Origin of the sequence: Streptomyces sp. NPDC051315 (assembly GCF_044455165.1) — a bacterium.
In the GTDB taxonomy this organism is placed as follows: Bacteria; Actinomycetota; Actinomycetes; order Streptomycetales; family Streptomycetaceae; genus Streptomyces.
In genome coordinates this window covers 13945-40944 of sequence record NZ_JBITEN010000002.1, presented here as the reverse complement: position 1 = coordinate 40944, position 27000 = coordinate 13945, and the positions used below count along the sequence as shown (strand labels likewise).

Below are 27000 nucleotides of genomic sequence, written 5' to 3'. Positions count from 1 at the left end.
TCAGGTGGTGAGCGACAAGCCCCTGGTCACACGGCCGGCGGTCGGGAGCAGGCGCCTTCTGATCTCCTCCAGGCGGGAGAGCCGGTCGGCCGGCAGCGACACACCGAGCGAGCCGAGCGTGTTCCCGCTGTAGACGGGCACCGCGACGCAGACCGTACCGAGGGCGTACTCCTCCATGTCCGTGACGGCCGGGGCCAAGGGCGAGGAGTCGAGCCGCCGCAGCAGCTCCGGAGGATCGGTGATCGTCCGCGGGGTCAGGTCGGCCAGCCGATGCCGGGACAGGTAGTCCTTGCGGGCGTCGTCGTCCAGTTCCCGCAGGACGGACTTGCCCAGCGCGGTGGCGTGCCCGGCGTCCTCGAAACCCACCCACAGGTCGACCCGGGGAGCGCGGGGACCGTCGACGATCTCCGCGACCCGGATCTCGCCCTCCTCGTAGAAGGTGAGGTAGGCGGCGGTCGAGAACTCGTCCCGCAGCGCGGCGAGCGTCGGACGGACCCGGCTGAGCAGCGCCTGCCCGCGGCCGGCCGTGTGCAGCGTGGTGAGTTTGTCGCCCAGGACGAAGCCCCCGTCGTCCAGCTTGCGGGCGTATCCGTCGTGGACCAGCGTCCGCAGCAGGTGATAGGCCGTGGCCAGGGGCAGCCCCGTCTCACGCGCCAGTTGTTTCGCCGGCGCGCCGTTCTCGTGCGCACCCATCGCTTCCAGCAGGCGGAAGGCCCGCTGCACCGAGCCGATCAGGGTGGGGCCGTCACCAGCACCCATAGGACCAGCGTGCGCCGGGAGCACCGCGCAGGCAACAGGGAACCGCGGCCCTACTGGGCCCGGGCGACGAGGAGGGCGACGTCGTCGTGGTCGTCGGGATGGCGCAGGCCGTACAGCAGGAGGTCGCAGGTCTCCTCGAGGGGCCGGTGGGGTTCGTCGAGGAAGCCGAGAAGCACGTTCAGACGGTCGTCGATGGAGTGGAGCCGGGTCTCGACCAGGCCGTCGGTGTAGAGAACCAGCAGGTCGCCGGGGCCGAGGTCGACCGTGGTGGTCCGGAAGGGGACACCGCCGACGCCGAGCGGGGCCCCGGGGGGCAGGTCCAGCAGCGTCGGTGCCCGGCCGGAGCCGGCCAGGGCGGGCGGCATGTGTCCCGCGTTGGCGATCCGGCACTGCCTCGTGTGGGGGTCGTACACGGCGTAGAGGCAGGTGACGATGTAGTGCTCCAGATCGCAGGTGATCTTGTCCAGGTGCTGGAGCACGCTGCCGGGGGCGAGGTCGAGGTCCGCGTAGGCACAGGTGGCCGTGCGCAGCCGGCCCATGGTGGCGGCGGCGTCGATGCCGTTGCCCATGACGTCGCCGACGACCAGGGCGGTCTTGTCGTCTTCCAGGGGTATGACGTCGTACCAGTCGCCGCCGACCTCGCTGGTGGCCTGCGCGGGCTGGTAGCGGGAGGCGACCTCCAGACCGGTGTGGTGGGGCGGGTGGTCGGGCAGCAGGCTGCGCTGGAGGGTGAGGGCGGTGTTGCGCACGCTCTGGAACCAGCGGGCGTTGTCGATCGCCACGGCGGCACGGCTGGCCAGCTCGCCCGCCAGGACGACGTCGTCCTCGTCGAACGGGAGCGGGTTGCGGGTGCGCTTCAGATCGAGGGCGCCGAGCACCTCGCCGTGGGCGATCAGCGGCACCGCGAGGTACGAGTGGACACCCGCCCGGGCCAGCAACGTGGTGGCCTCGGCGTCACGGGCGATGCGGGGCAGATCGCGGTCGCCGACATGGCGCACCAGGACCGGCCGGCCGGTGTGGACGCACAGGGTGACCAGGCGGTCGCCCTCGTAGGCGAAGAGGTCACCGGGAGGGTCGGCGGCATTCAGGGCCACGGTGGGGTGCGCCGCCTTGAGGGCGAGGGAGCGGAACAGCTCCGGGCCGCTGTCCGCTCTGCGCGTGCGGCGGCAGGCCAGGGCGGAGTCGAGGAGGTCCACGGCCACCACGTCGGCGAGTTCCGGGGCCGCGATCTCGGCCAGTTCGCGGGCGGTCTGCTCCACCTCGAGGGTCGTCCCGACCCGGGTGGAGGCTTCGGCGACCAGGGCCAGGCGCCGCCGCGCCCGGTCCGCCTCGGCCGCTGCGCGGTGCCGCTCGGTGACGTCGACGACGGACGTCGCCGCGCCCAGGACGCGCCCGCCGGGGTCCTCCAGCCGGTAGAAGGAGAGCGACCAGGCGTGCTCGTGGTCCGGGTCGGCCGGCGGGCGGCCCACGTGGTACTGGTCGAGCAGCGGAGTGCCGGTGGTGAGGACCTGGCGCAGCGCGGACTCCACGGTGTCGACGTCGGGGAACGGCAGCGTCTCCCGCAGATGACGGCCGACGTGGTCCTCGGCGGGGATGCCGTCGATGCGTTCCAGCGCCGGGTTGACGAGGAGGTACCGCAGGTCGTGGTCGAGGAGGGCGAGGCCGATCGGCGACTGGCTGATCAGCCGCTCGCACAGGGACAGGTCGGTCTCGACCCGCTGGAGCAACGTGTGGTCGGCCGCGATGCCCAGGGCGTAGACGTCCCCGAGATCGTCCAGCAACCGCATGGTGCGGAACTCCATCAGGCGGCTGCTGCCGTCCTTGTGCCGGATGGGGAAGGCACCGGCCCAGCTGCGGCCGGTCTGCAGCACCTCCGCGAACAGGCTCACCACGGCCTGCAGGTGCTCGGGGTGGATGAGCACCCGCGCCGCGTACTTGCCGAGGGCCTCCTCCGCGGTGTAGCCGAACAACTCCTCGGCCTGCGGGGTCCAGAACACGATGCGCCCGTTGGCGTCCAGGACCACGGCGGCCACGCTCAGCACGTCCAGCAGGCCGGTCGGCCGGGGCGGCTCGGAGTCACCGTGGTGGACATCGGACTGGAAGGATTTCCCCGTCATCGCAGAGCCTCCTCCACCGGCCGCCGGGACGCGCCGGCGTGCGGGGGCGCGGCCGCACGCCGAGCTTTCCGAGTACCCGCACTTCCGTGCTTGCCCCGCCCCCGCGCCCGGCCCGTGCCGGTGCGCCGCACCGGCACGGGCCGCCGTCCGCCCGGGACCGTGCACATCGGGCGAACTAGCAGGAACATGGTCGTGTGGAGGATGGGACCCCATGGATGCTGCGCGAAAAGGTTCCGATGCGCCGACGTCGGCAGGACCGCGGGATCTTCTCGACGCGTCCACCGACGCCGCCGCGGTGGTGGACGCGGACGGCGTCGTGCTCGGCTGGACCCGCGGCGCCGAGGAACTCCTCGGCCGCCCGGCGTCGGAGGTCGTCGGCGGCTCCGCCGCCCGTCTGCTCGCGATGCCCGGGGACCCTGCCCGTGTCGCCGGGGTGGCGCAGCGGTGCCGGGCCGGGATGGGGTGGAGCGGTCTGATCTCCGTACGGCACCGTGACGGCCGCCGTATCGACGTCGACCTGCGGGTGTCCGCTGCCTTCCGGATCGGTGCGGACGAGTGTTTCCTGATCTCGGGGCGGGAGCGCAGGCCGCAGTGGGCGGTGGGCCAGTCCGTTCTCGACGGGTTCCTGACCCGCTCGCCGATCGGCATGGCGGTGATGGATCTCCAGCTGCGCTACGTGTGGCTGAACGACACGCTGGAACGGTTCGGCGGTGTGCCCCGTGAACAGCGGCTGGGACGTCGGCTGAGCGACTTGCTGCCCGGTCTGCAGGCGGACACCCTCGAAGGGCTGATGCGCAAGGTCATGGAGACCGGGGTCCCGGTCACCGACTACGAGTACGTCGGATGGAGCTGGGCCGATCCGCACCGCCAGCACGCCTACTCCACCTCCTTCTTCCCGCTGGTGGACGCCGACGGCTCCGTCACCGGGGTCTGCTACATGGTCTCGGACGTCACCGAACGGTGGAACGCCCGCCGGCTGCTGTCCATGGTCAACGAGGCCGGGACCAGCATCGGCAGGACCCTCGACGTGATGCGGACGGCGCAGGAACTCGCCGACTTCGCCGTTCCCCGCTTCGCGGACTTCGTCATCGTGGACCTCCTGGAGCCCGTGCTCAGCACCGAGGGGCACGGAGCGTGGCTGACGGACGCGGGACCGGCCCCCGCCAAGCCGGTGATGCGCCGCGCCGGGATGAGCTCGGTGCGCGAGGGGTGCCCGGAGGCCGTGGCGCGGGTCGGGGACAGGGTGGACTTCCTCCCCCCGCCGCACGACATGAACCTGCTCATCGACGGCGACGCGATCCTCATCCCGGTCCTCGACCCGTCCGACGCCCTGTGGGTCGCCGAACAGCCCGCGCGAGCGGCGAGCATGCGGGAGTTCGGGCTGCACTCCCTCATCTCCGTGCCCATGCGGGCACGCAACACCGCCCTCGGGCTCGCCACGTTCGTACGGTCGCTCAATCCCGTCCCCTTCCAGCCGGACGACGTCCTGCTGGCCCGTGAGCTGGTGGCCCGGGCGGCGCTGTGCGTGGACAACGCGCGCCGGTACACCCGGGAACACACGGCCGCGGTCACCCTGCAGCGCAGTCTGCTGCCGCACGCCCTGACGGGCGGAACGGCCCTGGAGGTGGCCTCCTCCTACCTGCCGGCGGATCCGTCCGGCGGGGTCGGCGGCGACTGGTTCGACGTGATCCCCCTCTCGGGCGCCCGCGTCGGCCTCGTGGTGGGCGACGTGGTCGGTCACGGCATCGCCGCGGCGGCGGCCATGGGCCGGCTGCGCACCGCCGTGCAGACCCTCGCCGACATGGAGATGCCCCCCGACGAACTGCTGGCCCACCTCGACGACCTCGTGCTCCGGCTGAGCGAGGAGAGGAACGACGACGAGGAGACCGCCCGGGGCGCGGCCGGCTTCCTCGGGGCGACCTGCCTGTACGCCGTCTACGACCCGGTCACCAGGCGCTGCGCCATGGCGAGGGCCGGGCATCCTCCTCCCGTCGTCGTCGCACCCGACGGGCGCGTCTCCTTCCCCGAACCGCCCGCCGGACCGCCCCTGGGACTGGGCGGCATGGCGTTCGAGGCCACCGAGATCGAACTCGCCGAGAACAGCCTGCTCGGTCTCTACACCGACGGCCTCATCGAAGGAGCCGACCGCGACATGGAGTCGGGCATGGCCCGGCTCGGCGAGGTGCTGGCCCGGCCGGGCTCCGACCTCGCGGCCCTGTGCACCTCCGCGGTGCGGCAGCTCGTGCCCGTCCCTCAGCCCGACGACATCGCCCTGCTGCTGACGCGCACCCACGCGCTGGGCGCCGACCACGTCGTCTCGTGGGACGTGCCCGTGGACCCGTCCGCCGTCGCCGACATCCGGTCCCGGGCGACGCAGCAGGTGGAGGCGTGGGGCTTCGGGGAGCTGGCCATGACCACGGAGCTCATCGTGAGCGAGCTGGTCACCAACGCGATTCGCCACGCCGAACCGCCCATCCGCCTAAGGCTGCTCCGCGACTCCCGCCTGACCTGCGAGGTCGCCGACGCCAGCAGCACGGCCCCCCGGCTGAGACATGCCCGGAGCACGGACGAAGGGGGCCGTGGCCTCTTCCTGGTGGCCCAGCTGGCCCACCGGTGGGGGGCCCGCTACACGTCCGGCGGGAAGATCATCTGGGCCGAGCAGGAGATCTCGTGACGGCACGGACGGCAACTCGCGGGAGGCGTCGAGCGGACCGCCGTCGTGCCGTGCGGCCCGGTCAGTCGGCGAGGAGACCGTCCATCTGGCCGACCGCCTGCTCGAGGCCCTCCTCCATGCCCATGGCCACCAACTGGTCCATCTGCTCCCGGGTGGCGAAGGCGGACCGGATCTCCATCCGGGTGCCGTACCCCTGCCGGGTCAGCCGGACGGTCACGGTGGTGGTCGGCATGGCGGCGCTCGGGGTTCCCTCCTCGTCGGCGAAGCCGTCGGTGAACTCCAGCGACGTGGGCGGGGCGGCCGCCGTGACACGCCACCAGCCGCGGTGCTTGTCACCCTCGGGGCCGGTCATGAAGTAGGTGACCTCACCGCCCGGGGTCAGGTCATGGCCCTCCACGGTCGCCGGGTAGGTCGGCGGGCCCCACCAGCGCTCCAGCCGACGCGGGTCCGCCCACAGCTGCCACACCCTCTCCACCGGGGCCGCGAACTCGGCGACCAGGGTGAGGGTGAGACTGTCGTAATCCTTGTCCACGCTGGTCACACTCATCTGTCCTGTCCTTTGCTCGGATCGTGCTCTTCGGTACGGCGCTCCTGCGTGAGCAGGGTGGACATCCGCTCCACCCTCCCGCGCCACAGGGCTTCCAGTTCGTCGATCGCATGCCGGGCCCGCGCCACGGCCTCGGGCTCCGTGCGGACGAGCTGCTCCCGTCCGCGGCGCCGCTTGCTGACCAGTCCGGCCCGCTCCAGCACCGTCACGTGCTTCTGCACCGCGGCGAAGCTCATCGGGTAGGCGGCGGCCAGTTGGGACACCGACAGATCGCCGTGGACGCAGCGGCGCAGTATGTCCCGGCGTGTCGTGTCCGCGAGGGCGTGGAACAGCCGGTCCGTGCTTCCGGCGGCACCTTCATCTACAACCATTTGGTTGTATGTCAGTCCGCCGTGTGTCCCGTGTAAACAGGATGCGGTGCCGCCCGGCCGGATCGTGTTCGATCGTCGGCCGACCGGGGTACCCGAGGCGTCCACAGACCAGCCGGAGTTTCCCGGAGGTGATGGGAGTGACAACCTCTCCCAGGTCGTCGATGGAGACCCATCCCGACATCGTCGAAATGCGCGCCCGTCACGAGATGGCGGAGCACGTCACCAGTACTCCCAGGGCTCAGGCCGTCGAGACCCTGGCCTTCCTGACCGGCGTGTACCTGGCAGCCTCCCCGTGGATCGCGGGGTTCAGCAATCTGAACGCCCTGGCCGTCAACAACCTGGTCGTCGGTATCGCCTACGCCCTGCTGATGAGCGGCGGGTTCGGCCGCGCCTACGAGCGCACGCACAGCATGGCGTGGGCCGCCTGCGCGCTGGGCGCGTGGACCATCATCGCGCCCTGGGTGGTCTCGGGCGACGTCAGTACCACCCGGTCCATCGTCAACAACGTCATCGTCGGAATCATCGGCCTCCTGCTCGGTCTGGCCGCCAGCGCCGCCATGCAGGCGAGGGCGTCGTCGCGGCCCGGCCGCCGCGTGACCCCGTAACGGTGGACGCCCCCGGGCCGGCTGCGGTCGGTCCGGGACGCCCCTCACCCACGCTCTCACCTCTCCCGGCAGCCCGGACCGGCCGTCCCGGTCCGGGCTCGACCGTGGAGCGACGGCGTCGCGGGTGACGGCGGATCGAGGGCCGGATCACTGCATGGCGCCGCCCCGTCGGGTAACCCGCACACCATGGCGAAGCACGACAAACCCCCCGAGTCCGATCCGCGGAAGGCGGAGGAGGAGCGGGCCGCGGCGCAGCCGTTCAGCTACCCGCATCCCGAGCGGCGCTCCAACGTCCGCGCGACCCGGCACATCTCCCGCGAGGAGGCGGACGCCGACAGCGTTCCGGGCGTGCCCGGCGGTTACGGGACCACCGGTGGCGGCCAGCCGAGCCGCACGTCCAGTGGTGCCGACGAAGCCGACCCCGACCAACACTGAGAGCCCTGGCTCGGAGCGAGAGGAATCATCATGACCGTGCCCGAGGAGAACCGGCCGAAGACCGAGACGACCGACGAAGTCGTCACCGACCGGAAGACCACCGAGGACACCCCGCCCGGCGGGACGGGACGAACCGTCCGGGAGGCGATGGAGGAGGCCGGAGTGCGCCCCGAGGACTTCGAGGAGAAGTGACGTCCGATCGGCGCACGGAAGGGGCCCCGGCTCTGGCCGGGGCCCCTTCGTCCTGCTTTCTCCCGCTCCGGTCCCGGATCGCCGGACGTGCCGGCGGGCGGACCTCCTAGCGGGCGAGCAGCCACGCCAGCGTGGTCGCTCCCGAGGCGCAGGCCACCACGGCGGCGGCGCAGGTGACGTGGCGTCGGAGCAGGTCGTGTCGGAGAGCCGCGTACCGGTCCTCGTACTCCTGGCGGAGCTGGGCGGCCCGTTCGACGGTCTCCAGGAGCATCTGCCGGGTCAGCTCCAGGCGCTGGTGGACGTAGTGACGTGTGACGTCCTCGGCCTGGGCGGTGGTCAGCCAGGGCATCCGGGCGCACAGGCTCTCGGCCTCGCGTCGCGCCCGGTCCTGGTGCGTGCGGGCGAGCAGGTAGCCCTCGACCGCGTTGGCCAGCCCGCCGCTCAGGTCGTCGCCCGGTGTGTGCCGGCCGCCGCCGTGACTCACCGCGGTTCGCCGTAGTGGCTCTCGGCGTCCACGGCGTCCCGCCTGCCGGCGTGCTCCATGTGTTCCCGTTCCGCCAGCTCGGGATGGTGCAGATCGAAGGCGGGGGACTCGGAGCGGATGCGCGGCAGGGTGACGAAGTTGTGGCGGGGCGGCGGGCACGAGGTGGCCCACTCCAGCGAGCGGCCGTAGCCCCAGGGATCGTCGACCTCGACCCGCTTGCCCTCCTTGGCGGTCTTCCACACGTTGTAGAGGAAGGGCAGGGTCGACAGGCCGAGGAGGAAGGAGCCGATGGAGGAGATGGTGTTGAGGGCGGTGAAGCCGTCGGCGGCCAGGTAGTCGACGTAGCGGCGGGGCATGCCCTCGGCGCCCAGCCAGTGCTGCACGAGGAAGGTGGTGTGGAAGCCGACGAACAGGGTCCAGAAGTGGATCTTCTCCAGGCGGTGGTCGAGCATGGTGCCGGTCATCTTCGGCCACCAGAAGCTGAAGCCGCCGAACATCGCGAAGACGATCGTGCCGAAGAGCACGTAGTGGAAGTGGGCGATGACGAAGTAGCTGTCGGTGACGTGGAAGTCCAACGGGGGCGAGGCGAGCAGGACGCCGGTGAGGCCGCCGAAGAGGAAGGTGACGAGGAAGCCGGCCGCCCACAGCATCGGTGGTTCGAAGGACACCGATCCCTTCCACATCGTGCCGATCCAGTTGAAGAACTTCACCCCGGTCGGCACCGCGATCAGGAAGCTCATGAAGGAGAAGAACGGCAGCAGCACGGCCCCGGTGGCGAACATGTGGTGGGCCCACACGGTCACGGACAGGCCGGTGATGGCGATGGTGGCGCCCACCAGGCCCATGTAGCCGAAGATCGGCTTGCGGGAGAAGACCGGAAGGATCTCGGTCACCACGCCGAAGAACGGCAGGGCGAGGATGTACACCTCGGGGTGGCCGAAGAACCAGAAGAGGTGCTGCCAGAGGACCGCTCCGCCGTTCTCGGGGTCGAAGATGTGCGCGCCGAACTTGCGGTCCGCCTCCAGGGCGAACAGGGCGGCGGCCAGGACGGGGAAGGCGAGCAGGACCAGCACCGAGGTGAGCAGCACGTTCCAGGTGAAGACCGGCATGCGGAACATGGTCATGCCGGGGGCGCGCATGCAGATGATGGTGGTGACGAAGTTGACCGCGCCGAGGATCGTGCCGAATCCGGCGAGTGCCAGGCCCATGATCCACAGGTCGCCGCCCAGCTGAGTGGTGCGCTCGCCGCCGCTGAGGGGCGTGTAGGCGGTCCAGCCGAAGTCGGCGGCGCCCTCGGGCACCATCATGCTGCTGACCACGATCAGGCCGCCGAAGAGGAACAGCCAGTACGAGAACATGTTGAGCCGGGGGAAGGCGACGTCCGGGGAGCCGATCTGCAGCGGCATGATGGCGTTGGCGAACCCGGCGAACGTGGGCGTCGCGAACAGCAGCAGCATGATCGTGCCGTGCATCGTGAACGACTGGTTGTACTGCTCGTTCGACAGCAGTTGCAGTCCCGGCCGGGCCAGCTCCGCCCGGATCACCATCGCCAGCAGTCCGCCGATCAGGAAGAAGCCGAACGAGGTGATCAGGTAGAGGTGACCGATCTTCTTGTGGTCGGTCGTGGTCAGCCAGGAGACGACCACCTGGCCCCTGCCATGGCGTTCAGCCGCCGGGACCGGGGCCACGGGTTCGGTGTCGGTCGTCATCAGTGCCCTCACTCGGGAGTAGTCGGCGCCCGGCGGGCGAACAGGGGCAGCGGCACCAGCGCCTCGCCCACCGGGTCTTCGCGCGGCGCGTCGGCGCAGCTTGCGAAGAGCCCACCGGACATCACCCCCACAGCTACGGCACCACGCCCGACAGAGGGCGTTTTCGTACACCGAACGGCCCACTGATGGACTCGTCCGGGTGACCCGTACGCCGTGGTGAACAGGAGCGCGGGGGAAGGGTGAGCGCGGGGGAGAGGCGGGGCAAAGCGGGCACGGCGTGAGGGGCTGGGGCGGAGGAACGGTGAGCACGGGGGAGAGGGATCCAGCCGGCCGCGCTCACCTGCCCGCAGGAATCGGCGGAACGGGAACCTGGGGAACGGATCAGCGGGACCGGATCAGGCGGACCGGATCAGCGGGAGCCCTCTCGGCGGCCGGCCCGAGAGCCCCGGTAGGCCGCGCGGCGGGCCGCGGCCAGGGTGCCGCCCGGGGTGAACCCGTCGGCGTCGTGCAGGTAGACGTCGTAGTCAGGGGTCTCGTCCTGCGGATCCGGCAGCGCGGTCCGTACGGTCAGGACGGCGAACGCGCGCCACGACCCGTCGGGGGCCCCGGCGCGCAGGTCGAAGACGAGCGGCCCGGCGGCGAGGGCGGTCCGCAGGCTGCGCGGGTCGCCGTGCACCGGCCCCCGCCCGGAACGGCGGGGGAAGGCGGCCAGGACACGGGGCCGTCCGCCCACCCGGTAGGCGAGCAGACTGGAGTAGGGGCCGCCGAGCGCGTCCGCGCGAGGCAGCGGCACGTGCCGCATGACCCGGCCCCGGCCGCTGCTGGTCAGCAGCAGGTCGAGCGGCCGGTCCGGGCCGCCGGCCCGCGCCACGCGCACGGCCATTCCCAGCCCGTCCGGCAGACGCCGGGGCAGACCGGCCGCCCGGGAGAGGCGGACCGTGGCGGTGTACCGCCCGGGCGTGTCCAGCCAGGCCGCCCCCCACCGTCCGCCCCCGCCGTCCACGACCTCCACCTCGGCCGTGCACATCAGTCCGTGCGGATGGAGCGCCGGGGCCCGGCGCAGACGGGCGAGCCGACGGAATCCGGCCTCGACCACGGCGAACGGCCACGATCCCGACGGCACCCGCGGCCACCGACCGGCCGTCCGGGCCCCGTCACGCGGCGACGGGGCGCCGTTCACCCGTCGAGCCGGCAACCTTCCCACGCCTCCGGCACCCCTCATCCCTGGACTCCTCTGACGCTGCCGGGCCGCCGGGACCGCCCGTCGTCGTCATCGGCAGCCACACATCGGTCTTCGGCCCGAAGACCGCTGGACACTGCGCGGGTGGACCAGCGGTCACAGTCCGCCCACGACGTTGAGAGCGGCCGTGGGCGACCGCGGGCGCGTCCGCCGTTTCCGGCGATCTCGGCCTTCCCATGAACCGTCCCTCCGTGCGGCCTGCCGGGTACCCCCCGCCGGGTGTCCTCACCCGGGGCCCGGCCCCGCGTCCCGGCCACGGCTCGTCGGGGCACCCGGCTCCCGCGTCCCGGCGAAGGGCCGTCGGGTCAGCCTGCTGCCCCCGGCTCCCACGGCCCGGTGACGAACGAACCCGTCCGCGCACGCCACCGCCGGTCGGGTGACGGCCGCGGTACGGACCGGCGGGGGAGACAGCGGACGCGACGGCCCTTGCCAAGGATGGCTGAGGTTCCACTCCCTCCGGCCGAGTGACCTTCCCGCCGCGGGGGACCTGCGACTCACCACCACCGCCCAGGAGGCACAGATGACCTTCAACCCCCTGGAACAGCGAGGCATCCCGCTCGACCGCCAGCTCAGGAACTGGCGGGAGCTGAACGTCACCCCCATCGACCCCGACCGCTCCGACCCGTACACGCGTTGTCGCGTCATCACGATGAACGGCATCGAGGTCGAGGCGATCCTCTTCAGCCACCAGCTGGCCCGCAACACCGTCGACCCCGACGTCAAACGCCGGCTGGCCGAGGTCCGGTACATCGAGCACCAGCAGCAGAAGGCGGTGAACTGGCTGCTGCCCGGCGTGGCGTCGGTGCTGGAGACGACCATCGCCTACGAGCAGGTGGCCGTGGACCTCACCGCCTGGGTCGCCCGGATGGAGCCGGACCCGTACCTCAAGCAGGCCTACCAGTTCGGTGTGCTGGAGGACTTCGACCACCTGTACCGGTACGCCAACCTCTACGAGATGATCGAGCACCGCAAGGCGGACGCGATCGTAGACGGCCTGACGGAGGTCATGCCGGGCCGGCCGACGAAGTTCCACCACCGCCATCCCGCGGACAACGTGCGCGACCCCTACGACCGCGACACCACCGACCCCCTGTCGAAGCTGCACGCGCTGACCATCATGTCGGCGGAGCAGCAGACCATGAACTTCTACATGAACGTCGGCCCCCAGTACATGGAGCCCATCGCCCGGCAGCTCTACCAGGAGATCGGCCTCATCGAGGAGGAGCACGTCACCCACTACGAGTCGCTCGTCGACCCGGGCGAGAGCTGGTGGGAGCAGCTGGTCAACCACGAGTACAACGAGTGCTACCTCTACTACTCCTTCATGGAGCAGGAGAGCGACCCCAAGGTGAAGGCCGTCTGGGAGCTGCACCTCAACCAGGAGCTGGAACACCTCCACCTCGCCTGCGACCTGATGCGCCGTCACGACGGACGCGACCCGGAGTCGGTGCTGGCCCCGCAGCTGCCGAACGTGCTGACGTTCGAGCCGAACAAGGCGTACGTTCGGGACCTGCTCGACACGCAGATCGATCTGACGACGCTCGGCGCCGGCTACGTCCGGGAGGCTCATGAGCGCTTCGAGAAGATGCAGGAGCAGATCCACGGCGGTGAGGCTCCGCCCAGCGAGCGGGTGATGGCACAGCACCAGGAGATGTTCGGGCGCGAGTACCGCGTCGAGACCGAAGGGGAACACCCCGATCCCTCCCTGCGCGAGAAGTGAGGACACCCGCCATGACCGAGACGCGTACGCCGCAGGCCGGCGACGACGCCGCTCCCGACACCGACGTGGTGTCCCTGCTCATGCGCCAGCACGGGGACATCCGCAACCTCTTCGACGAAGTCGAGGCCGGCCGGGGGGACGCCCGGCGGGAGGCCTTCCACCGGCTGGTGCGGCTTCTCGCCGTCCATGAGACGGCGGAGGAGGAGATCGTGCACCCGTTCGTCCGCCGCGCCGTCGACGGGGGCGACGAGGTCGTGGACGCCCGTCTGGCGGAGGAGCGGTCGGCCAAGGAGCGGCTGAGCGCACTGGACGACCTGGACGTCGACGACCCCAAGTTCATGCCCCAGCTGATGGCTCTGCGGGCGGACGTGCAGGAACACGCCCGCGCCGAGGAGCGCTACGAGTTCATCCACATCCGGCGCAGCGCCGACGCCGGGACCCTCGCCTCCCTGGCCAAGGGCGTCAAGGCGGCCGAGGCGCTGGCGCCCACCCGGCCGCACCCCGGTGTGGAGTCCGCGGCCGCCAACGTGGCGCTGGGCCCCGTCGCCGCGCTGATGGACCGTACCCGGGACGCCGTCCGCAAGGCCATGGTCCGGGACTGACCGACGCCGCCGCACGTCAGCCGGCGGTCCAGCCCGGGACCGTCGGCAGCACCTGCTCGGCGACGGGGATCAACGCCGCGTCGTCGGGCGGCAGGGCCCCCTCGCGCCAGACGACCACCTCGAAGGAGTCGCCGCCGTCCTTGGCGTCCCCGGCGACCAGCAGGCGCCGGGCGATGTTGCCGGGACCGGCGTCGGTCCCCTCGCCGGCGAGGTCGAAACTGATGGCGATGGTCCGGTCCGAGCAGAGGACGGCCGCGTGCGCCGGAATTTCCCTCGTCTGAGCCTTCTCGCCCAGTAGGGCGGCCGTATCGGCGACGGAGAGGTCGTCGAAGGACACCGAGAGCTGCACGGAGTAGGTGTCGAGCCGCCGGGGAGCCCATCCGGTGATCGTTTCGCCGGGAAGCGACATGGCGCACGAGGACCGGTGACGCTCCGCGTTGATCGACGCCGCCGAACGCCTCCCGTCGGACGCCTCCCGTCGGACGAACACCGTCCGCTGAACCCGGTCAGTCCACGGGCCAGGTGTGGACCGGGGCGTTGAGGTGCATGTAGTCCACGTACTGCTGCGTCATCCGCCGCAGCGCCTCATGGCGGCCGGAGCGGGTGACGGAGGTCAGGTGATGGAACATCTCCTTCTGCCAGACCGCGCCGTTGCGGCCGGTGACGCACCGCTGCTCGATGACCCCGAGCAGCGGCTCCCGCCAGACGGCGTCCATCCCGGAGTGCTCCAGCCCCCGGTGCGCCAGCGGCAGCAGCCGCCGGAGGACGAGCTCGGGCACCGGTACCTCGCCCATCCCGGGCCAGTACAGCGCTGCCTCGATGCCCTGCCGTGCCGCCGTGTGCAGGTTGTCCGCCGCGGCCGAGAAGGACATCCGGGACCACACCGGTCGATCCTCCTCGACCAGGGCGCGGGTGAGCCCGTAGTAGAAGGCGCCGTTGGCGAGGGTGTCGGCGACGGTCGGGCCGGCGGGCAGCACACGGTTCTCCACCCGCAGGTGGGGTGTGTCGTGGGCGACGGCGTAGACCGGGCGGTTCCAGCGGTAGATGGTGCCGTTGTGCAGGGTGAGCTCGCCCAGTTCGGGGACGTCCCCCTGGTCCAGCGTCTCCGCGGGGTCCTGCTCGTCGCACAGCGGCAGGAGGGCCGGGAAGTAGCGCAGGTTCTCCTCGAAGAGGTCGAAGACGCTGTTGATCCACCGCTCCCCGAACCACACCCGGGGCCGGACTCCCTGGACCTTGATCTCCTGCGGGCGGGTGTCGGTCGCCTGCTCGAACAGCGGGACACGGGTCTCGTGCCACAGTTCCCTGCCGAACAGGAAGGGCGAGTTGGCCGCCAGGGCGACCTGGACCCCGGCGATCGCCTGGGCCGCGTTCCAGTAGGCGGGGAACTCCTCGGGCGAGACCTGGAGATGGAACTGGGTGCTGGTGCACGCGGCCTCCGGGGTGATCGTGTCCGCGTACGTCCGCAGCCGGTCGACGCCGTCCACCTCGATCAGCAGGTCCTCGCCCCGTGCCGCGAACACCTGGTCGTTGAGCAGCCGATAGCGCGGGTTCTCCGACAGTGTCCCCTCACCGACGTCCTCCTGCCGCAGGGTGGGAAGGATGCCGATCATGATCAGATGCGCGCCGACCGACCGGGCCCGTTCGTCGGCGTGGTTCAGCGCCGAGCGGATCTCGGACTCCCACGCGTCGGGGCCGCCCTCCGTCAGCCGGCGGGGCGGAACGTTGATCTCGAGGTTGAACCGGCCCAGCTCGGTGGACCAGGCGGGGTCCGCGATCGCCTGGAGCACGTCGTTGTTGCGCATCGCCGGCTCGGCCCGGTCGTCGACCAGGTTCAGCTCGATCTCCAGCCCCACCTGCGGCCGCTCGGACTCGAACCGTGACTCGCGCAGCATCTGGGCGAACGCGTCGAGGCACTCCTGCATCTTGATCCGGTAGCGGCGGCGGTCCTCACGGGTGAAGACCAGCGCCGGGACGTCGCGTCCCATCGGCCCTCCCGGGTTCTCCTCCTCGGACACCCTCCACTCCAGCGTCGCATCACCAGGTGGCCCCGACCAGGCGGGACGGGCTCACCCCCGGCGGACGCCGGGGCGGGCACCCGCGCCGAGATCGCCGCGCCGGTGTCGCCGCACCGGTGTCAGTGCCAGCCGAAACGGCGGTCCACCAGCGCTGCGAACTCCTCCAGGGTCAGGACCGCGTCGCCGTTCTGGTCGGCGGCGTCGAACAGGGCGGAGGAGGCGTCGGCGTCCCCCACGGCCCAGAACGGCAGATCCCCCGAGGCTGCCAGCGTCGGGCCCTTCGTCCGCAGGGCGGTGATCACCTCTTCGCGGGTCAGCGTCCCGTTGTGGTCGAGGTCCAGCGCCTCGAACAGCTTCCGGGCCTTGTCGCTCATCGTGTCGCCCCGTTCCCTCTCGTCGGCGGGCGGGCCGGCCGGCCCACCCCGCTCCCCGTCGGAAGACGCGTTCATGCCCGCCCGGGTTCCCCGCCCCCGGTCCGTCTGTCAGCCGTGTCCCACGGCCGTCACCGTGCGAAGGCCGTGAACCGGGGCCGGGCCGGCCCGGCGGCGCGCACGCCGGACGGCCCCGGGCCCCGCCCCGGAAGGACGCCCCGTCAGGGCTTGCGCGCGAGACCACCGTGCTCGGCGACGGGTTCCGCGGCCGGGGAGCCCGGGTCCGGGCGCCAGTGGGGGACCGACACGACGCCGGGCTCCAGCAGGTCCAGGCCGTCGAAGTAGGCCGTGATCTGGTCGACGCCGCGCAGGATGTACGGGACGGCGCCGCTCTCGTTGTAGGCGTGCTGGGCCTGTTCGAAGACCGGGTCGATGCCCAGCGAACCGTCGTTGACGCAGAGATGGCTGCCCGAGGGGAGCGCGTCCATGAGGCGGGTGACGATGGAGCGTGCCTGCGCGTGGTCGGCGACGTGGCCCAGGATGTTGCTCAGGATGAGCGCGGTGGGACGGGTGAGGTCCAGCGTCTCGGCCGCGGCCGCGAGGATGCGGTCGGTGTCGTGCACGTCGGCGTCGACGTAGGCGGTCGCCCCCTCCGGACTGGAGTAGAGCAGGGCGCGGGCGTGCGCGAGGACCATCGGGTCGTTGTCCACGTAGACGATCCGGGACTCCGGGGCGATCCGCTGGGCCACCTCATGGGTGTTGTCGGCGGTGGGCAGGCCGGTGCCGACGTCCAGGAACTGCCGGATCCCCGCCTCGGCGACCAGGTACGTGATGGTGCGGCGCAGGAAGGCGCGGCTGCTGCGGGCGATGGTGACGATGCCGGGGAAGACGGCGGTGTAGGCGTCGCCGGCCTCCTCGTCGACCGGGTAGTTGTCCTTGCCGCCCAGCCAGTAGTTCCAGATGCGGGCCGAATGCGGCACCGACGTGTCGATCTTCTGGTACGCCGCCGGTCCGGGCGTCGTCGTGGAGTCGGTCATGGCGAGTTTCCGTCTTTCAGCCGAGGCGTGAATGTCCACCGCACAACGTACGTCCCAACGACCCGTTCGCGTACACCAGTTCCATCTCCTCGTCGGAACGACGCACAGCGGACGCGGCGGCGCGGACGCAGTTGCGCGCACGCGGCAGTGAGCGGGAGTGCTCGGTGAGCACGCTCTCGATGCCGGAGACGGGACTCCATCGCGTCGCCCGGGGCGGCCGGCGGCGTACCTCAGGCCGGCGGCGTGACCGCGGCGCGCCGGGCCGGTGCCATCGCCCAGCGGATCGCGGCGGTCACCGCCGAGCCGAGCGGCCGTACGCACAGGTCCTCGACCACCGGGAGCCGGGGCAGACGCAGCTCCTCGGCGGCCCAACCGGGCAGCAGCGAGACGGCGTTCGCGGCGAGCAGGCCGTAGGGGAGGCGGGCGGCGAGCGGGACGGGCGGGTTGAGCAGCAGGTAGCGGGTGGTGTCCAGCGCCTGCGGGGTGACCCTCAGCTCCGGGCGGTAGGACGCCAGCCGCGCGGCGAGCTCCGCCCTGTCGCGCGGCGGATCGGGGATGCCGAGCGCGACGGCGACCCTGGCCGTGTCGGCGACGTATCCGTCGCACTCGTCGTCCGGCAGGGGGTGCAGGCCGTAGCGCTGGTGGGCGCGGAGGAAACTGTCCACCTCGGCGACGTGGACCCAGCACAGCAGGTGCGGGTCGGACGCGTGGTACGGCTCCCCGTCCGCGGTCGTGCCGGAGACCCGCGCGTGCACCGCGCGGACCTGGTCACAGGCCTGCTGCGCGTGCTCGGCGGTGCCGTAGGTCGTCGTGGCCAGAAAGGTGCTCGTGCGCTGGAGCCGGCCCCACGGGTCGCCGCGGAAGCCCGAGTGGGCGGCCACGGCCGCCATGGCGAGCGGGTGCAGCGACTGGAGCAGCAGCGCGGACAGCCCGCCGATGAACATCGAGGCGTCGCCGTGCACCCGGAGGATGGGACGCTCCGGCCCGAACCAGCGGGGGCCGGGGGTGCCGTGGATACGGGCGCGGTTGCGGGGACCGTCCGGTCCGGCGACGCGGGCGAACAGGCTCCTGCCCAGCCGTTCCCTGGGGCCGGCCAGTCCCGGTCCGGTCATCCTCATGGCTGCCGTGGCCTCCTTTCGGCCCGCAAGGACCGTGGCCGAACGAGAGGATCCGTCTGTCCGCGAGTACCCGTCCGCGGGTCGGTGTTCGTCCGTGTGTCCGTCTTCCTTTGTACCTCTCGTTCCGGCCGTCAGGCGTACACCATTTCCCCCATGGTGTCCTGGACCTGCTGGATGACGTCGTCCAGCCCGGTGCGCGCCACGCCGTCCGCCACGGCCCGGCGGGCGACCGCCGCCGCGACCGTCGCCGACGACGCGCGCAGGTTCTCCACCTGCGGCAACAGCGCGGCGCCCGGTCCACGCAGGGGGGCCGTCCCCCGGACCGGGCGGGACGTCGTCGCCGCGGTCCGGGCGGACCTCAGGAGGTGAAGGCCGTCAGCGCCGTACGAGCGCGATCCGGTATCGCGTCGTCCGGGACCCGTCCTCGCCGGTCACGGTGACGACGGCCAGGGTCCGGCCGGACTCGCGGGTCTTCTCGACCGTGACGGTCGCATAGGGGTCGCGGGCCGTCGCCGTGACCACCGCCCGGGCCGGATCAGCGGTCACGACCCGGTGGTCGGTCGTGTCGGGGTCGAAGGAGGCGACCGGGACGCCGGCCACCTCGATCGACGCGGCGGCGGCATCCGCGGAGACCCCCGGGGTCCGGGCGTACACCTCGATCTCGCTCAGGGTGATGTAGCCGCCCGGTCGCGCGGCCATGACGAGGCGCACGCCGGTCGCCGGTCCCGCCGTCAGCGGTACGCCGACCACCGGTGTGCCCTCGGTCCCGACCGGTATGTCACCGCTCGCGTCGGTCCAGACGCCGTCGGCGGCCCGGCGCACCTGCGCCTTCAGGGTGGCGGGGAACGAGGCGCTGCTCCCGTCCCGGTGGAAGTACGCCACGACCCGGTCGAGGTCGCGTGCCGCCGGCCAGGTGTAGGTGATCGTGTCGGACGGGTTCTTGGTGGTGCCCGGCTTCCAGTTGGACCAGGCCTTCTCGGACGTGTCGCCGTTGCGCAGGCGCTCGGCAGAGTAGCCGCTCTCGGTGAACGTGGCCGCGACCGAGACGTCGGCGTCCGGCGCGATGCCGGTCACCACCGGTTCGGTGACCTGCACGCGTACGGTCGCGTCGACCGTGCCGCCGTCGACGACCCGTGCGACGCCCCGCAGGGTCACGACGCCGGTCGTGTCGAACGCCCCGTCGGGTGCCGGGTCCCAGGTCACCGGCAGGTCGGCCCGGCCACCGTGGCGGCCGACGCCGGCCACCGTGGCCGGCAGCTGCGGGCGTCCGCCGGCGTAGGCCTTGGCGCGGCCGGGCAGGGTGGAGCCGATGGTGTCGACCGTGACGACGGCCGTGGCGCGGATCGTCCGCCCGAGCGGATCGGTCGCCCGGCCCGTGACGCGTACCGTCCCCGGGTCGCGCCACGCCCGGTCCGGCGGAGGGCTCCACACCACGGGCAGGGAACCGCGGGCACCGTCCCGGTACACCGGCGTCACCGTGGCCGGGAGCCGCGGCGGCAGACCCGGCACGGTGAACGCCGTCGCCCGCTCGGTGCGCAGCACCGTCTCGTCGGTCACGTTCCAGCGCTGGTTCGCCGCCGAGGTCGGGGTGTACGTGGAGACCCTGGAGCCGTCCGCGGAGGACTGGCCGGTGACGTCGAGGAGCCGGCCGGTGGCGGCGTTGACGAAGGTCCAGGTGCCGTCTCCGGTGGTCGACAGGATCCACTGGGCCGCGTCGCCGGGCGCGCCCGTGTCTTCCTCGAGGACGGCCCGGCCGTCGCGCACCGCGAGCCGTGCGCCGGTCGTGGCGCTGAGGACGGCGTAGCGCTCACGGTTGCCGGTGCCGGAGGTCGACTGCCGCACCGACCACAGTTGCCTGGCGTCGGCCGGGTCGGTGGCGCGGATGACGACTCCGCTGCCGTCGTCCGACGGGGCGAGCGACCTACCGCTCTGTGCGCTCTGGAGCCGGTGGACATGGCCGGGCCGCACGAGCGCGGCGTCCTTCGCCACGCCGCCGACACCCTCGACGAGGAAGGTGGTGACCGACCTGGCGGGGACGGTGAGCGTGGCCGACCGGCCGGCGACCCGGACCGGGGTGCCCCGGACGAGGGCGCCGTCCGCACTGGTCACCACAGGGGTGACCGACGCCCCTGGCGCGACCTTGCCGAACCGGGAGAGATCGAGGGTCACCGAGCGCGCGGACGTGCCGGTGTTCACGTGCACCACGCTCGCCGCCCGGCCCGACCGGCGTACCGCCGCGACACTGGACGGGTCGTCGACCTTCACGAAGTGGTCGCCGGGCCGGATGAAGTGGGTGAAGTTCCGGATGGTGTGGAACTTCGAGTTGGCGCGGACCGGACAGGTCTCCATCGTGTCCTCGGCCGTGCAGTCGAAGGGCACGTGGATGCTGCCCCAGTTCTTGCCGGCGGCGGCCTGCGGGTTCGCGTCCTCGACCGGCTGCCAGAACACCCAGGCCGCGGGCTCCAGTTCGCGCATGTCGTCGACCATCCGGGTGGCGATGCCCAGGCCCGGTTCCATGCCGGTGAAGTCGGTGCCGGTGCCCCAGGTGCCCTCGACCTCGCTCATCCACAGCTTCTTGTCCGCGCCCTTGGCGATGTCGCGGGCGCTGGTGCGCATGCCGGTGCCGTAGGTGTGCACGTTGAGCTGGTCGACGGCGGCGCGCGCGGCGGCGTCGTAGGCGTTCCAGTTCTGGGTGAAGATGCTCGGGTTGGTCTCGTCCATCGCCGAGATCCGGGCATCGGTGGTGGCTTTGTCGAGCGCCTCGTCGAGGGCGAGGATCACCTTCTGCTGGAGGGCGGGACCGGCGTGCGCGCCTTCCTGGCGGCCCCCGGTGGGTTGGCCGTCGGCGCCCAACCGGGTTCCCCAGTAGGAGGTGTTGGGTTCGTTGAGCGGGGCGATGGTGTCGAACTCGATGCCGTGGGCCTGCTCCAGGCGCTCCGTCACCCGCACCAGGTAGGTGGCGAAGTCGTCGACGCGGTCGGCGCGGATCTGGTCGGCGCCCGCGTCGAACCCTCCGGAGACGTAACCGCTGACCGTCTGGAACCAGGGCGGGGAGTTGCTGAAGGCCTCCCAGTGGGTGACCTTGTCCTTCACCTGGTCCACCCACCAGCGCTGGCCCGCGTCGGCGTCCCCGTTCCAGTGGTCCGCATTGTTCGGATCCCACCAGTCCATGTCGTCCCGGGTGGTTCCCTCGGGGGCCTTCCAGAAGCCCTCCATGGTCGCGCCGGCCTTCATGTAGTCCTCGCGGACGTCGGGGGCGTTGCCGCCGCCGATGTTGTAGCGCGCGATGTTGAGGCGGAGTCCGTCCTCACCGAACAGCATGTCGACGAGGCGCTTCCGGACGGCGTCGGGGTAGCCGCCGGTGGCGTTGGCGAACCAGACGAGGCTCGTTCCCCACCCCTCGAACTCCTGCTGCTGGTAGGAGGGGTCGATCCGTACGGTGACCGCGCCCCGCGCCGGCGTGTCGGCGACGGCGGCGGGCGGGGTGACCAGACCGGCGCCGAGCGCCAGGGGGACGGCCGGCGTCAAGGCCCGGGCGAGGCGGTGTCGACGGGACACGGAACTGCCCACGGAAATTCCTTCCCTTGCACGGAGAGGAACAGAACCGACCACAATCGATCGGCCCCAGGGCATGCTTGACGACGGAAATGAACACGTCAAGACAGCGTGCGGGGTCCTGGTTCCGTGGGCGGGGCACCGGCCCGTGGCGTGCGGTCAGGCCGCCAGCGGGTTGGCCCGTGCCGCGGCCAGCAGGTACCAGGCGGTGGCCCCGGCATGCCGGTAGGGGTAGTAGCCGAACCCGAAACCGGTGTCGAGGGGGCTGCTCGCCGAGACCACCCCGGAACGCGTGGGGAGTGCCCGCCCGCCGATGGTCTGGTCGCCGCCGAGCAGGTCCTGGGCCCGCTCGACGGAGGCGAGCAGCCGCCGGGCCCGGCTCTCGTCGCCGGGGGCGTGCCGGTGGCGCAGGGCGAGCGCGAGGTGGGCCGTTCCCTCGAACCACACGCCGTTGCGGTCGGGTTTGGGCTGGCCCGCTGCGATCGGGGCGTCCTCGTTCGCCAGGAGACCGGCGGAGCTGAAGGTGACCCCTTCGTAGGACTGGCCCGCGGGCACCGTGCTGTTGCGCCGGTCGGCGGTGTCCAGGACGGACAGTTCGGTCGTGGCCCAGTCCAGGGAGCGGGCGTGGGCGGGGGAGGAGAGGGCGAGGTGGGTCCAGGTCTGGGTGTCCTCGGGGATCGGGGACGTGTTGATCGTCACGCCGTCGTTGGTGCCGGTGTAGAAGAAGCCCGCGGACGGTTCCCACATCTTCCGGACGAAGGCCGCCGCACGCGCGCGGCGCTCCCGCCAGACCGGGTCGCCGGTGAGCCGGGCTAGCCGCCCGAAGAGGCCGATCAGGTCGGTGTTGTGCTCGGTCGAGGTGAAGGGCAGCCGCCGGTCGGCGCCGTCGACGCCGAACTTGTACCCGCCGAGGGGTTCGTCGGTGCGGCCCACCCGCTCGATCCACTCGCCGATCCGCACCGCGCCGGTGAGGAAGCGGCGCTGGCCGGTCCGGCGGGCGAGGGCGCTCAGCGCGATGCCGGCCCAGGCCATGTCGCCCACGGCGGTGCCGGTGAAGCCGAACTGGGTGCCGACGTTGGCCGTCCCGTCCGCGCGGACGAAGCCGTACGGCTGCGGGGAGCCGTCGTAGAAGGTGTACGGGCCGGCGTTGTAGGCCTGGCGCAGCCGGCCGTCGTCGTGGGCGGGGTCGTGGGCCTGGGCGTAGAGGAGCGCGTCCCCGAGCGCCACGGCTCGCCGGTGGCCGTCGCCGGTGCGGGAGGCGAGGTGGGCGAGGATCGTGAGGGCGTTGTCGTAGGTGAACGCCGTGCTGAACAGGCCGGCCTGGTCGGTGTAGCTCTGGGTCAGCCGGACGGTGCCGTGCTCCGGGTAGGCGTCCATCGCCGCGGCGAGGAAGGCGTACGCCCGCCGCCGGGCCCCGGGGGGAGCCGTGGACGGGCGCTCCGCCGCCCCGGCCGGTCCGCTGCCGGCCGCGGTCAGGGCCGCGGCGCCGACGGCCAGTCCGGTCCCGATGAGCGCACGGCGGCTGAGGGCCGGGCGTCGACTGCCGGTCATGGGGCTCCTCGAGGGTGGGGCGTGGTGGCGAACGCGGAAACGGATGGGCTTGAGAGCGCTCTCACAGGTGCGCGCTCATTGTGCTGTCGCACCCGGTTCCGGTCAACGCCTGTGACGGGAAGGGAGGTTGAGAGGGGTGAGGTGTGATGTGCCGGTGCGCTCGCCGGGCGGGGAGACACCCCGGCTGACATGCGCCGCGGGCTCATCAGGTCAAGCGTCCCGGACTCTTGACTCGGAAAGCGGCAGTCGCGATCCTCGTCACACATCTTGTGCCGGTCATGACAAACCAGGGCTGGTCCTCGACTCCGAGGGCCCGGTCGTCGACCGTGCCGTCCCGCCGACCGATGGACGTGGGTAGTGACCATGGCTCGACGACGCCCGTACCGCCGACGCGAAGACGTCACCGTTGTGTCGCTGCTGCTCCTCCTGCTGGCCATGGCCCTCGGCCCCGCCCCCAGTGCGGGCGCGGCCGGCACCGACTGGTGGGAGCCGTCCGCGCGGCCCGCGCCGGACTCCCGGATCGACGTCACCGGCGCACCGTTCACCGGCACCGACGCCCGGGGCGAGGTGCGCGGCTTCGTCGACGCCCACAACCACCTGATGTCCAACGAGGCCTTCGGCGGGCGGCTCATCTGCGGCAGGACCTTCTCCGAGGCCGGGATAGCCGACGCGCTCAAGGACTGTCCCGAGCACTACCCCGACGGCACGCTCGCCGTCTTCGACTACATCACCCACGGCGGTGACGGCCGGCACGACCCGGTCGGCTGGCCGACCTTCGAGGACTGGCCCGCCCACGACTCGATGACGCACCAGGCCAACTACTACGCCTGGGTCGAACGCGCCTGGCGCGGCGGCCAGCGGGTCCTCGTCAACGACCTCGTCACCAACGGCGTGATCTGCTCGGTGTACTTCTTCAAGGACCGCGGCTGCGACGAGATGACCTCCATCCGGCTCCAGGCCAAGCTCACCTACGACCTGCAGGCCTACATCGACACGATGTACGGCGGCACCGGCAAGGGCTGGTTCCGCATCGTCACCGACAGCGCGCAGGCCCGCGAGGTCGTCCGGCAGGGCAAGCTGGCCGTCGTCCTCGGCGTCGAGACGTCCGAGCCGTTCGGCTGCAAGCAGATCCTGGACATCGCGCAGTGCGGCAAGGAGGACATCGACAAGGGACTGGACGAGCTGTACGCGCTGGGCGTGCGCAGCATGTTCCTGTGCCACAAGTTCGACAACGCGCTGTGCGGGGTCCGCTTCGACTCGGGCGGCCTCGGTACCGCCATCAACGTCGGACAGTTCCTGTCCACCGGCACCTTCTGGCAGACGGAGAAGTGCACCGGACCGCAGAAGGACAACCCCATCGGCACCGCGGCGGCACCCGAGGCGGAGGCGGGGCTGCCGGAGGGCGTCGAGGTCCCCGCGTACGACGAGGACGCCCGGTGCAACGTCCGCGGGCTCACCGACCTCGGTGAGTACGCCCTGCGCGGCATGATGAAACGCAAGATGATGGTCGAGATCGACCACATGAGCGTCAAGGCCACCGGCCGGGTGCTCGACATCCTCGAGGCCGAGTCCTACCCCGGCGTGCTCTCCTCCCACAGCTGGATGGACCTCGACTGGACCGAGCGCGTCTACTCCCTCGGCGGCTTCGTCGCCCAGTACATGCACGGCTCCGAGGCGTTCAGCGCGGAGGCGGAGCGCACCGACGCGCTGCGTGAGAAGTACGGCGTGGGCTACGGCTTCGGCACCGACTTCAACGGCGTCGGCGACCACCCCGCCCCGCGCGGCACCGACACCGCGAACCCCGTCACGTACCCCTTCCGCAGCGTCGACGGCGGCTCCCTCATCGACCGGCAGACCACCGGCGAACGCACCTGGGACTACAACACCGACGGCGCCGCCCACGCCGGCCTGATCCCCGACTGGATCGAGGACATCCGGCTCGTCGGCGGCCAGGGCGTGGTCGACGACCTCTTCCGCGGCGCCGAGTCCTACCTCGACACCTGGGGCGGCACGCAGAACCACCAGGCAGGCGCCGACCTCGCCAGGGGCGGAGCCGCCACGGCCAGTTCGCAGGAGTCGAACCCGTTCACCAGCCACGCCCCCGGGCGGGCCGTCGACGGGGACGCGGACACCCGCTGGGCCAGCGACTGGAGCGACGACCAGTGGCTGACCGTCGACCTCGGCTCCACCCACCTCGTCGGGCGCGTCACGCTCGACTGGGAGCGCGCCTACGGCAGGTCGTACCGCGTCGAGCTCTCCACCGACGGCCGGACCTGGCGGACCGCCTGGTCCACCACCTCCGGCGACGGCGGCCTGGACACCGCCCGGTTCACCGCCACACCGGCCCGCTACGTCCGCGTCCACGGCCTGGACCGCGGCACCGACTGGGGATACTCGCTGTACGAGGTCGGCGTCCACAGCGGCTGACGACCGGCCGGTACGAGCACGGGGGGGCACGGGCCATGGCACGGATGCCGTCGGCGCAACGGCGCCGGCAGCTCACGGAGGCGGCGATCACCGTGATGGCCCGGGACGGCGTCGCCAGGGCGACGACCCGGTCCATCGCCGCCGAGGCGGGGGTGTCCCTCAGCGTCTTCCACTACTGCTTCGACTCCAAGCAGGAACTGGTCGAGTCCGTCATCACCACCATCACCGACCACTCCGTGACGGTGGTGAGGGAAGCCCTGCGGGCCAGGGCCACCCTTGAGGAGACCGTCCGGGCCGGCTTCCAGGCCTACTGGGACCACGTCCGCGCCCACCCCGACGAGCACATGCTCACCTACGAACTGACGCAGTACGCGCTGCGCCGGCCCGGGTTCGCGCACCTGGCGCGCCGCCAGTACGAGGTGTACGCCGCCACCTACGCCGACCTCATCGACCAGCTGCGGCACACCATGGACTTCCGGCTCCGCGTGCCCGTCGCCGTGCTCGCCCGGTACCTGGCGGCCGTCACCGACGGGCTCACCCTGAACTACCTCGTGCTCGGCGACGACGCGACCTGGACCGGCATCCTCGACACGGTCACCGCCCACATCGCCGGCCTGGTCGACGCCGACACCTCGGCGTGAGCCCTCCGGGGCGACAGCGCCCCCGCCCCTGAGCAGGCACCGCCCGCGTGTGCGGTCCGCGTGCGGGGGAACTCGGGGCGCGCCCGGGAAGCCCCGGATGTGTTTCCAGGAGGTGCCATGACCGCTGATGCCGTGCGCTACGAGGACCGGACCGACAGCGAGGAGGACGTGCCCCTCGGCGGGTACGCGGTGCTGGCCGGCACCTTCACGACCGCTGCCGCCGTGTACGCCGGCGTGGCGCGGCGCCAAGGGGTGCGGCTGCCCCAGAACGTGCCCCCGTGGGACGTCGCGCTGCTGGGAGCGGCCACCTACAAGGCGGCCCGGCTGATCACCCGGGACAAGGTCACCAGCTTCCTGCGGGCGCCGTTCACCCGCCGCAAGGGCCACGCCCTCGGCAGTGAGGTCATGGACGAGCCGAGGGGCACGGGCGTGCGGCGCGCCGTCGGTGACCTGGTGTCCTGCCCGTTCTGCGTCTCTGTGTGGGTGGCCGGCGCCCTCGTCGGGGCCTACGCCTGGACGCCCAGGGGCACCCGCCTGGTCTGCGCGGGCCTCGGCGCCGTCTCCGTGGCGGACTGGCTGCAGTACGCCTGGACCTGGACCCAGCAGAGCACCGAGGAGTGAGAAGTGAGCACGATGAGCCACCGCACCCCGTCCCAGGCCGAAGGCGAACGGGACGACGAGGACACACAGGACACCACCGAGTACCCGACCCCCTCCCAGGCGGAGGGCGAACGCGACGACCAGGAGGACGCGGGCGAGGACGCGGGCCACGGGAACAGCGACGCGTGAGCGGGCCGCGGCGCCCTCACCCGACGCCGCGGCGCTTCATC

Annotated in this window: 25 protein-coding genes; 10 read left to right on the top strand and 15 right to left on the bottom strand. The window is 72.0% G+C overall.

The window, feature by feature from the left end; translation table 11 throughout:
• Positions 1–759 (bottom strand): IclR family transcriptional regulator, encoded by a 759-nt coding sequence (locus ACIBBD_RS03515; RefSeq protein ID WP_399417613.1) that lies wholly within the window; start codon positions 757–759, stop codon positions 1–3.
• Between the two features lie 50 nt (positions 760–809).
• Positions 810–2876, bottom strand: a complete 2067-nt coding sequence (locus ACIBBD_RS03510) for a SpoIIE family protein phosphatase (RefSeq protein ID WP_399417612.1) — start codon at positions 2874–2876, stop codon at positions 810–812.
• Positions 2877–3087: 211 nt separating this feature from the next.
• On the opposite strand from ACIBBD_RS03510, the gene ACIBBD_RS03505 reads away from it, so the two are divergent.
• Positions 3088–5550 (top strand): SpoIIE family protein phosphatase, encoded by a 2463-nt coding sequence (locus ACIBBD_RS03505; RefSeq protein ID WP_399417610.1) that lies wholly within the window; start codon positions 3088–3090, stop codon positions 5548–5550.
• A gap of 61 nt (positions 5551–5611) precedes the next feature.
• On the opposite strand, the gene ACIBBD_RS03500 is transcribed toward ACIBBD_RS03505, so the two are convergent.
• Together ACIBBD_RS03500 and ACIBBD_RS03495 are read right to left on the bottom strand one after the other, a co-directional pair.
• On the bottom strand, positions 5612–6097 hold the full coding sequence (locus tag ACIBBD_RS03500) for an SRPBCC domain-containing protein (protein WP_399417609.1): 486 nt from the start codon (positions 6095–6097) through the stop codon (positions 5612–5614).
• A complete protein-coding gene (locus tag ACIBBD_RS03495; protein WP_399417608.1) occupies positions 6094–6468 on the bottom strand; it encodes an ArsR/SmtB family transcription factor in 375 nt (124 codons plus the stop codon). The genes ACIBBD_RS03500 and ACIBBD_RS03495 overlap by 4 nt, the downstream gene beginning before the upstream one ends.
• 161 nt (positions 6469–6629) lie before the next feature.
• Between ACIBBD_RS03495 and ACIBBD_RS03490 the strand changes: the two genes are divergently transcribed.
• From ACIBBD_RS03490 to ACIBBD_RS03480, 3 genes are all read left to right on the top strand, one after another.
• Complete coding sequence (locus tag ACIBBD_RS03490; protein WP_399418120.1) at positions 6630–7073, top strand: SPW repeat protein; 444 nt, start codon at positions 6630–6632, stop codon at positions 7071–7073.
• Positions 7074–7259: 186 nt separating this feature from the next.
• Complete coding sequence (locus ACIBBD_RS03485; protein WP_399417607.1) at positions 7260–7508, top strand: hypothetical protein; 249 nt, start codon at positions 7260–7262, stop codon at positions 7506–7508.
• A 30-nt stretch (positions 7509–7538) separates the two neighbouring features.
• Positions 7539–7700, top strand: a complete 162-nt coding sequence (locus ACIBBD_RS03480) for a hypothetical protein (protein ID WP_399417606.1) — start codon at positions 7539–7541, stop codon at positions 7698–7700.
• 106 nt (positions 7701–7806) lie between these two features.
• On the opposite strand, the gene ACIBBD_RS03475 is transcribed toward ACIBBD_RS03480, so the two are convergent.
• From ACIBBD_RS03475 to ACIBBD_RS03465, 3 genes are all read right to left on the bottom strand, one after another.
• Complete coding sequence (locus ACIBBD_RS03475; protein ID WP_399417605.1) at positions 7807–8184, bottom strand: hypothetical protein; 378 nt, start codon at positions 8182–8184, stop codon at positions 7807–7809.
• Complete coding sequence (ctaD, locus tag ACIBBD_RS03470; RefSeq protein WP_399417604.1) at positions 8181–9893, bottom strand: cytochrome c oxidase subunit I; 1713 nt, start codon at positions 9891–9893, stop codon at positions 8181–8183. Before ctaD ends, ACIBBD_RS03475 begins: the two co-directional genes overlap by 4 nt.
• A 409-nt stretch (positions 9894–10302) precedes the next feature.
• Entirely contained in the window at positions 10303–11016 is a 714-nt protein-coding gene (locus tag ACIBBD_RS03465) for a phosphodiesterase (protein ID WP_399417603.1), read from the bottom strand.
• Positions 11017–11653: 637 nt separating this feature from the next.
• On the opposite strand from ACIBBD_RS03465, the gene ACIBBD_RS03460 reads away from it, so the two are divergent.
• Both ACIBBD_RS03460 and ACIBBD_RS03455 read left to right on the top strand, forming a co-directional pair.
• A complete protein-coding gene (locus ACIBBD_RS03460; protein ID WP_399417602.1) occupies positions 11654–12853 on the top strand; it encodes a hypothetical protein in 1200 nt (399 codons plus the stop codon).
• 11 nt (positions 12854–12864) lie between these two features.
• Positions 12865–13455 (top strand): hemerythrin domain-containing protein, encoded by a 591-nt coding sequence (locus tag ACIBBD_RS03455; protein ID WP_399417601.1) that lies wholly within the window; start codon positions 12865–12867, stop codon positions 13453–13455.
• A gap of 16 nt (positions 13456–13471) precedes the next feature.
• Here the strand turns inward: ACIBBD_RS03455 and ACIBBD_RS03450 are convergent, their stop codons facing one another.
• The 8 genes from ACIBBD_RS03450 to ACIBBD_RS03415 form a co-directional block, all read right to left on the bottom strand.
• Positions 13472–13864, bottom strand: a complete 393-nt coding sequence (locus ACIBBD_RS03450) for a hypothetical protein (protein WP_399417600.1) — start codon at positions 13862–13864, stop codon at positions 13472–13474.
• Positions 13865–13961: 97 nt separating this feature from the next.
• On the bottom strand, positions 13962–15440 hold the full coding sequence (locus tag ACIBBD_RS03445) for a glutamate-cysteine ligase family protein (protein ID WP_399417599.1): 1479 nt from the start codon (positions 15438–15440) through the stop codon (positions 13962–13964).
• 149 nt (positions 15441–15589) lie between these two features.
• Complete coding sequence (locus ACIBBD_RS03440) at positions 15590–15844, bottom strand: EF-hand domain-containing protein (RefSeq protein WP_399418119.1); 255 nt, start codon at positions 15842–15844, stop codon at positions 15590–15592.
• Positions 15845–16062: 218 nt separating this feature from the next.
• Positions 16063–16878, bottom strand: coding sequence for an SAM-dependent methyltransferase (locus ACIBBD_RS03435; RefSeq protein WP_399417598.1), 816 nt, complete (start codon positions 16876–16878; stop codon positions 16063–16065).
• 230 nt (positions 16879–17108) lie between these two features.
• A complete protein-coding gene (locus ACIBBD_RS03430; RefSeq protein WP_399417597.1) occupies positions 17109–17996 on the bottom strand; it encodes an oxygenase MpaB family protein in 888 nt (295 codons plus the stop codon).
• 131 nt (positions 17997–18127) lie between these two features.
• Positions 18128–18268 carry a hypothetical protein gene (locus ACIBBD_RS03425; protein ID WP_399417596.1) on the bottom strand — a complete coding sequence of 47 codons (141 nt, stop codon included), beginning with the start codon at positions 18266–18268 and terminating at the stop codon, positions 18128–18130.
• 103 nt (positions 18269–18371) lie between these two features.
• Positions 18372–21566 (bottom strand): glycoside hydrolase, encoded by a 3195-nt coding sequence (locus tag ACIBBD_RS03420; RefSeq protein ID WP_399417595.1) that lies wholly within the window; start codon positions 21564–21566, stop codon positions 18372–18374.
• A 144-nt stretch (positions 21567–21710) separates the two neighbouring features.
• Complete coding sequence (locus tag ACIBBD_RS03415) at positions 21711–23102, bottom strand: Tat pathway signal sequence domain protein (protein WP_399417594.1); 1392 nt, start codon at positions 23100–23102, stop codon at positions 21711–21713.
• Positions 23103–23465: 363 nt separating this feature from the next.
• On the opposite strand from ACIBBD_RS03415, the gene ACIBBD_RS03410 reads away from it, so the two are divergent.
• From ACIBBD_RS03410 to ACIBBD_RS03395, 4 genes are all read left to right on the top strand, one after another.
• Complete coding sequence (locus tag ACIBBD_RS03410) at positions 23466–25529, top strand: discoidin domain-containing protein (RefSeq protein WP_399417593.1); 2064 nt, start codon at positions 23466–23468, stop codon at positions 25527–25529.
• A gap of 35 nt (positions 25530–25564) precedes the next feature.
• Positions 25565–26170: a TetR/AcrR family transcriptional regulator gene (locus ACIBBD_RS03405; RefSeq protein ID WP_399417592.1), complete on the top strand. Its 606-nt coding sequence runs from the start codon at positions 25565–25567 to the stop codon at positions 26168–26170.
• 117 nt (positions 26171–26287) lie between these two features.
• Positions 26288–26791: a DUF1360 domain-containing protein gene (locus ACIBBD_RS03400; protein ID WP_399417591.1), complete on the top strand. Its 504-nt coding sequence runs from the start codon at positions 26288–26290 to the stop codon at positions 26789–26791.
• A 3-nt stretch (positions 26792–26794) separates the two neighbouring features.
• On the top strand, positions 26795–26959 hold the full coding sequence (locus ACIBBD_RS03395; RefSeq protein ID WP_399418153.1) for a hypothetical protein: 165 nt from the start codon (positions 26795–26797) through the stop codon (positions 26957–26959).
• Positions 26960–27000 lie beyond the last annotated feature (41 nt).